The following is a 6,892-nucleotide window of genomic DNA, read 5'->3' on the forward strand; positions in this document are numbered from 1 at the left end:
GGCCGGCCTGAACAGCGTGCTCACAACGACAAGGAAACCCGACCATGCAAATGCCCAAGACCCTGAACATCCGCAACGGCAACAAGGTGCAGCCGACCTTTTCTGCCCAGGAATATGCCGCCCGCCACGCCCGGCTGCGGGCCTACATGGCGGAACACGACATCGAAGCGGCCATTTTCACCTCGTACCACAACGTCAACTATTACAGCGACTTCCTCTATTGCTCGTTCGGCCGCCCCTATGCGCTGGTCGTTACCCAGGACAAGGTCGTCTCAGTCAGCGCCAATATCGATGGCGGGCAACCGTGGCGGCGTACGGTCGGTACGGACAACATCGTCTACACCGACTGGCAACGTGACAACTACTTCGTCGCGATCCAGCAGGCGTTGCCCCTGGCCTCGCGCATCGGGGTGGAGTACGACCACCTCAACCTGCAGAACCACGCCAAGTTCGCGGCCTGCTATCCGAAAGCGGAACTGGTCGATATCGGCGCGCCCTGCATGCGCATGCGCATGATCAAGTCGGCCGAGGAACAGGCGCTGATCCGCCACGGTGCTCAGGTAGCCGATATCGGCGGGGCTGCGGTGGTCGAGGCACTGCGTGACCAGGTGCCGGAGTACGAGGTGGCGCTGCACGCGACCCAGGCGATGGTGCGCGAGATTGCCCGACGCTTTCCGGATGCCGAACTGATGGACACCTGGACCTGGTTCCAGTCCGGGCTCAACACCGACGGTGCACACAACCCGGTCACCAGCCGCCGGGTCGGCAAGGGGGAGATCCTGAGCCTCAACTGCTTCCCGATGATCGCCGGCTACTACACCGCCCTGGAGCGTACGCTGTTCCTCGACCACTGCCCGGACGCGCACCTGCGGTTATGGCAGGCCAACGTCGAGGTGCACGAAGCCGGGCTGAAACTGGTGCGCCCAGGCATGCGCTGCAGCGACATTGCCCGTGAACTGAATGACATTTTCCTGCGCCATGACCTGCTGCAATACCGCACCTTCGGCTATGGCCACTCATTCGGCACCTTGAGCCATTACTACGGCCGCGAGGCCGGGCTTGAACTGCGTGAAGACATCGACACAGTGCTGGAACCGGGCATGGTGGTGTCGATCGAGCCGATGATCATGCTGCCCGAAGGCCGGCCTGGGGCCGGTGGCTATCGCGAGCATGACATCCTGATCGTCAACGACAGCGGTGCCGAAAACATCACCCGGTTCCCGTATGGGCCGGAGCACAACATCATTCGCAAATAAGACTGATGCCGGCTTCATCGCCGGCACGCCAGCGCCCTGTGGGCGCCGGTGTGTCGGCGCCAAAGCCACTACACACAACAACAATATCCCGTATGACCACCACACCCTGCCTCCAATTAGAACAACCATGGGGTACCCGTCATGTCCAGCACCACCCTTGACCCATCCGCCGTCGCTGGCGTTTCGCACAGCGCCGAACGCCAAGCCCTGCGCAGGGCTGCCCGGGCCAGTTTCATGGGCAACTTCGTCGAATGGTTCGACTACGCAGCCTATGGCTACCTGGCCACCATCATCGCCGCCACCTTCTTCCCGCAGGCCGACAAGGCCACCAGCCTGTTGGCAACCTTTGCAGTGTTCGCCCTGTCGTTTCTGGTACGCCCATTGGGCGGCATCGTCTGGGGCCATTTCGGCGACCGGTATGGCCGGCGCACGGCGCTGTCGTGGTCGATCCTGATCATGTCGCTGTCCACCTTCTGCATAGGCTTGCTACCCGGCTACGCCCAGATCGGCCTATGGGCGCCGGCGCTGCTGTTGCTGATTCGCCTGGTGCAGGGGTTTTCCGCTTCGGGTGAGTATGCCGGTGCAGCAGCGTTCCTGGCCGAGTACGCGCCGCCGGGCCGGCGTGGCTTGTACACCAGCATTGTGCCGGCCAGTATCGCGGCGGGCCTGTTGTTCGGGGCAGCGTTCGTCGCGCTGTTGCATGAAGCGCTCAGCAATGAAGCCCTGCACAGCTGGGGCTGGCGCCTGCCGTTCCTGCTGGCGGCGCCGTTTGGCCTGGTGGGGCGCTACATCCGCATCAGTTTGCAGGACACGCCCAAGTTCCTGGAAATGGAGCAGCGCCTGGAAGCCAAGGCCGGCATGGCTCCGGCGCCCTTGCGCGAACTGCTCGGCCAGCATCGCCGCAGCCTGGCTATCGGCATGGGGGTTACCTGCCTGAACGCGGTGGCGTTCTATTTGCTGCTCAGCTACATGCCGACCTATCTGTCCACTGAAATGGGCATGAGCGAGCGGGATTCATTCATTGCGTCGACGGTGTCGCTGGCCACCTATATCGGCCTGGTTTTCCTGATGGGGCGGCTGTCTGACCTGTTTGGACGCAAAACCATGCTGGTGGTGGCATCGCTGTTGTTCCTGGGCCTGACCGTGCCGCTGTTCAGCCTGCTGGACGGGCAACCGCTGCTGGTGATCCTGGCGATACAAATCCTGTTCGGTGCGATGCTGGCGATGAACGACGGGACCTTGCCGTGCTTGCTGGCAGAGCTGTTTCCCACGCGGGTGCGCTTCAGCGGTTTTGCTTTGAGCTTCAATGCGGCCAATGCGCTGTTTGGCGGCACTGCACCGTTCATTGCCACTTGGCTGATCCAGGTGACCGGCAGCAAACTGGCGCCGGCGGGTTACTTGCTGGCAGCGGCACTGGTGGCGCTGGTGGCCATGCTGATGTGCCGGGAAACAGCCCACGCTGTGCTGGAAGATTGAATCACCTGGCCCCCACATCGCGCAAAGGGTGCGAACCTGACCTAGCCCATGACCCCGGTCAGTGCAACGAGGCCTGCCGCCGCTCGCCCAGTGGTGACAACCCGAAGAACCGGCTGTAGCTCTTGGAGAAATGCGCTGGCGAACTGAACCCGCACGCCAGCGCCACTTCGCGCACCTGCACATCGCTGCGCAGCAGCAGCTCCCGTGCGTGTGACAGGCGCAGTTCCAGGTAGTACTGGCTGGGGGTGCGTTGCAGGTATTTGTGGAACAGCCTTTCGAGCTGGCGCACGGTCACCTCGTTGAGGCTGGCCAGCTCTTCGAGTTTCAGCGGTTCCTCGAGGTTGGCCTCCATGATCGCCACCACCTGGCTGAGTTTGGGCTGGGCACTGCCGAGCAGGGTGCGCAACGGCACCCGTTGGCGGTCGCGCTCGCCACGCACGCGATCACACAGCAGCAGTTCGGCGGCCTTGGCGGCGATAGCCTGGCCTCCGGGCTCGCGGGCTACCAGTTGCAGCATCATGTCCATCGCCGCCACCCCGCCCGAGCAGGTGTAACGGTCGCGGTCCAGCTCGAACAGCTGGCTGGAGATGACGATGCCGGGAAAATGCGCTTGCAGGGTTGGCAGGTCTTCCCAGTGGATGGTACAGCGGTAGCCGGTGAGCAGCTCGGCCCTGGCCAGCAGGTAACTGCCGGTGCAGATACCGCCCAGGGGCAGGTGTTGCCGTGCCAGGTGGCGCAGCCATTCGATCAGCGGGCGGTTGCCGCGGCCACGGTCGATCGGGTTGGCGCCTACCACCAGCAGCGTGTCCAGGGCTGGGGCGTTGGCGATGCTGTAGTCGGGCAGTACGCGCATGCCGTTGCTGGCCACCACCGGTGCCTCATCCGCCGCAATCAACACACTGCGAAACAACGCTTGATGTGCGGCCAGGTTGGCCATGCGCAGGGTTTCGACGGCCGATGCCAGGCCGATCGTGGTGAAATTGGGCAAAATCAGAAAGCCGAAGGTCTTGACCGAACAACGCTTTACACTTGAAAGCGGCGGGTTTGCAGAAACGGGGTGGACCATTGCGCTGTACCTGTGCAAGCTGAGCCGTGGTTTGTCAGGGGCAGTGAGAAAACAGGGCCTCGCGTGGTGCTTGTTGTTATAGGTCGTTGCCGGGTCGATCTTACACCCAGGGCGCAGCGGCCAGGAATGGCTCTGCCCGTTGGCAGGGCCGACAGTGATCGCATAGAGAAGGTGATTGTCAGTGAACCCCGAAACCTTGCTGGCAAGCCTGCCAGGCTACGCTATCGCACCCGACTCGATTCAGGTGCTGCCCGATGCCAAGGCCTACCGTGCCTGCCTGCTCGAGCGTATCGGCATGGCCACCCGGCGCATTGTCATCGTGGCCCTGTACCTGCAGGAAGACGAGGCAGGCCAGGAAGTACTGGACGCCTTGTACCAGGCCAAGGCCGCGCGCCCAGGCCTGCAAATCACCGTCGTGGTCGACTGGTTCCGCGCCCGCCGCGGGCTGCTGGGGGCCGGGCGTCAGCCGGGCAATGCGGCCTGGTACCAGGCCCAGCGCCAGTTGCACGGGCTGGAGATCGCCATCCATGGGGTGCCGGTGCAGACCCGCGAGCTGTTTGGGGTGTTGCACCTCAAGGGCAGCATCATCGACGACTGTGTGATCTATACCGGTGCCAGCCTGAACAACGTGTACCTGCACCGTTTCGATCGCTACCGCCTGGACCGCTATCACCTGTTCCAGTCACCGGCACTGGCGGACGCCATGGCCGACCTGGTGCAGCGCCTGCTGCATCCGGCCGCCACGCCGCGTCTCGATCTGCCGGCGCCACCTTCTACCCGTAGCCTGCGCGGTGACATCCGGCGCCTGCGCGCGCGGTTGCGGCGCATGGCCTATCAGGCCCCGGCCCCTGAGCCAGGGCAGGGCCTGCGGGTCATACCGCTGCTGGGCGTGGGCCGAGGCAACCGGTTGAACCGGGCCGTGTGCGCGCTGCTGGCGGCGGCGCAGGCGCAGATCATCATCAGTACGCCGTATTTCAACCCGCCACGTGTCGTGATGCGCGAGCTTGACCAGGCGTTGGCACGTGGAGTGCGGGTTGAGTTGATTGTCGGCGACCGCACAGCGAACGACTTCTATATCCCCCCAGGCGAACCGTTCAGCGCCAGTGGCGCGTTGCCTTACCTGTACGAGGACACCTTGCGCGCCTTCGTTCGTCGCCGCCAGGCGGCGATAGTCAGCGGGCAGCTACAAGTGCGCATCTGGAACGACCCGGGGCATACGTTTCATGCCAAGGGGGTGTGGGTCGATCAGCGTTATTCGCTGCTGACCGGCAACAACCTGAACCCGCGGGGGTTCAACCTGGACCTGGAGAACGGCTTGCTGATCGACGACCCGCATGGGCAATGGTTGGCGCCGCGTGAAGCGGAGCTCGACGGGTTGCGCCATTTCGCACCGCCGATCGATTCGCTGGAGGCCCTGGGGGTGAAGGCCGAACACCCCAAGGAAGTGCGCCGGTTCCTGCGGCGGTTGCGCTACAGCCGCCTGGAACCGTTGATCAAGCGGGTGTTGTGACACCGGCTGAAGCACGGCGCGGTAGCGCAACGATCTGGCGCAAGGAAATGGCTGCCTGGGCCTGACCGAGTGCCTCATGAAGGGAAGCTGACTGATCGTCAGGTCAGCTGTTCAGCTTGCGATGATATCAATATGATATCGGTGCTGCCGCAGGCGTTCCTGCGGTTGAGCTATGATTTACGGGCTCCCGACCAGGGCCCCTCTGAAAAGTCATCACAAGCGCATACAATCGCGCCCTTTTCCTTGTTAACCAGATAGGCCAAAGCGTATATGGCGCTAGATCCACCTACGATGCTGACCATTTCGGTTGCCCTGGCAGCAGCGGCTGCCCTGTATTTGGCAATTGAGTGGCGCAGTGTCCGCGAGTCCTCGCTACTGTTCTGGAGCGCAGGCTTCGCCACCATCACGGTCGGTTGCGTGCTGGCCTTGCTGCGCGGGATCGGTTTGCTGTTCATCGGCATTTGGTTCGCCAATGGCTTGCTGGTAGTGGCCCATGGGTTCTTCTTGTGGGGTGTGCTGCGCTTTACCCAGGAGCGTTTGTCACGGGCCTGGCTGGTCATCGTGCTGGTCTGGTTCGCCCTGCTGCTGTTGCCCGTGGGGCCGCAGTGGTCGAAGGTGATGTTGATGGTCAACTCGTTGCTGGTAGCGGCGCTGACCCTCAAGGCGAGCTTCCTGTTGCGGCCCCATGGCAAGTCGTTGAGCGTTGGCGCGGTGCAGCTGCGCTACGTGCTGTTGCTCCATGGTGTGTTCTACGTGGTCAAGGCAATCATTGCGATTGCACCGGGTACCTTGATCGACCTGGCCACGTTTGGCGGGCTGATCATTCAGGTTTCGCTAGTGGAGGGGGCGATGGCGATCATGCTGATTGCCTTGTCGATGACTGGCACCGTGCGTTACCGACGCGAGGAGCGAATTGCCCGGCTGGCGGCACGCGACCCGCTGACCGCGCTGTACAACCGGCGGGCCCTGGAAGTGCGGGCAGCACCTTTTTTCAAGGACGTCAGCCCAACCCAGCCTGGTGCATTGCTGCTGATCGACATCGACAATTTCAAGCTGGTCAATGACCTGCATGGGCATATTGCCGGGGATCGGTTGCTGGTCGCCCTGAGCGAGATGATCCGTACGGTGCTGCCGGAGCGCTCGTTGGCGGCGCGTTTGGGCGGGGACGAGTTTGTCATATTGCTCAGTGGCACCAGCAATGAGCGGGTGTTGGACCTGGGTGGGATCTTGCGGGAGCAGTTCCAGCTGTATGCGGGCAAGACGGTGCCGACGCCGGAGGCGGTGACGCTCAGTATTGGCGCCAACCTGTTCGACCAGCCGCCGGCGAGTCTGGCGGCACTGATCGAGCAGGGTGATGTGGCGTTGTATCAGTCCAAGCGGGGTGGGCGGGACAGTATTCGTTTTGTCGAGCGGTCGATGGCGGGGGTTGGCCAGTGAGGCTTCAGCCTTGGTCAGCCCTGATACGATCCCTGTGGGAGATTCTATGGTTTCTGGCAAGGGTAGCCGCAGCATCTTCAGCGCCTGTGAGATCGAGCGCCGCCCGCGCGGCGCAATCGCGAGCTGCGCTCGCTCCTACGTTTGTTT

The 6,892-nt window shown here is 63.1% G+C and carries 5 protein-coding genes; 4 read left to right on the forward strand and 1 reads right to left on the reverse strand.

Annotated elements, in window-relative coordinates:
- Positions 1 to 44 precede the first annotated feature (44 nt).
- Both DMX12_RS25550 and DMX12_RS25555 read left to right on the forward strand, forming a co-directional pair.
- Positions 45 to 1,256, forward strand: a complete 1,212-nt coding sequence (locus DMX12_RS25550; protein WP_110679803.1) for a M24 family metallopeptidase — start codon at positions 45 to 47, stop codon at positions 1,254 to 1,256.
- 141 nt (positions 1,257 to 1,397) lie between these two features.
- On the forward strand, positions 1,398 to 2,732 hold the full coding sequence (locus DMX12_RS25555) for an MFS transporter (protein WP_110679804.1): 1,335 nt from the start codon (positions 1,398 to 1,400) through the stop codon (positions 2,730 to 2,732).
- Positions 2,733 to 2,790: 58 nt separating this feature from the next.
- Here the strand turns inward: DMX12_RS25555 and DMX12_RS25560 are convergent, their stop codons facing one another.
- A complete protein-coding gene (locus DMX12_RS25560; protein WP_110679805.1) occupies positions 2,791 to 3,798 on the reverse strand; it encodes a GlxA family transcriptional regulator in 1,008 nt (335 codons plus the stop codon).
- 181 nt (positions 3,799 to 3,979) lie between these two features.
- On the opposite strand from DMX12_RS25560, the gene pssA reads away from it, so the two are divergent.
- A complete protein-coding gene (pssA, locus tag DMX12_RS25565; RefSeq protein WP_110679806.1) occupies positions 3,980 to 5,308 on the forward strand; it encodes a CDP-diacylglycerol--serine O-phosphatidyltransferase in 1,329 nt (442 codons plus the stop codon).
- A gap of 291 nt (positions 5,309 to 5,599) precedes the next feature.
- Positions 5,600 to 6,745 carry a GGDEF domain-containing protein gene (locus tag DMX12_RS25570; RefSeq protein WP_054913754.1) on the forward strand — a complete coding sequence of 382 codons (1,146 nt, stop codon included), beginning with the start codon at positions 5,600 to 5,602 and terminating at the stop codon, positions 6,743 to 6,745.
- Positions 6,746 to 6,892: the final 147 nt, after the last annotated feature.

The organism is Pseudomonas sp. MB-090624 (assembly GCF_003205245.1).
Taxonomy (GTDB): Bacteria; Pseudomonadota; Gammaproteobacteria; order Pseudomonadales; family Pseudomonadaceae; genus Aquipseudomonas; species Aquipseudomonas juntendi.

Coding starts and splice junctions, on each gene's coding strand:
- DMX12_RS25550 (WP_110679803.1), top strand. CDS start 45: ATGCAAATGCCCAAGACCCTGAACATCCGCAACGGCAACAAGGTGCAG.
- DMX12_RS25555 (WP_110679804.1), top strand. CDS start 1,398: ATGTCCAGCACCACCCTTGACCCATCCGCCGTCGCTGGCGTTTCGCAC.
- DMX12_RS25560 (WP_110679805.1), bottom strand. CDS start 3,798: ATGGTCCACCCCGTTTCTGCAAACCCGCCGCTTTCAAGTGTAAAGCGT.
- DMX12_RS25570 (WP_054913754.1), top strand. CDS start 5,600: ATGCTGACCATTTCGGTTGCCCTGGCAGCAGCGGCTGCCCTGTATTTG.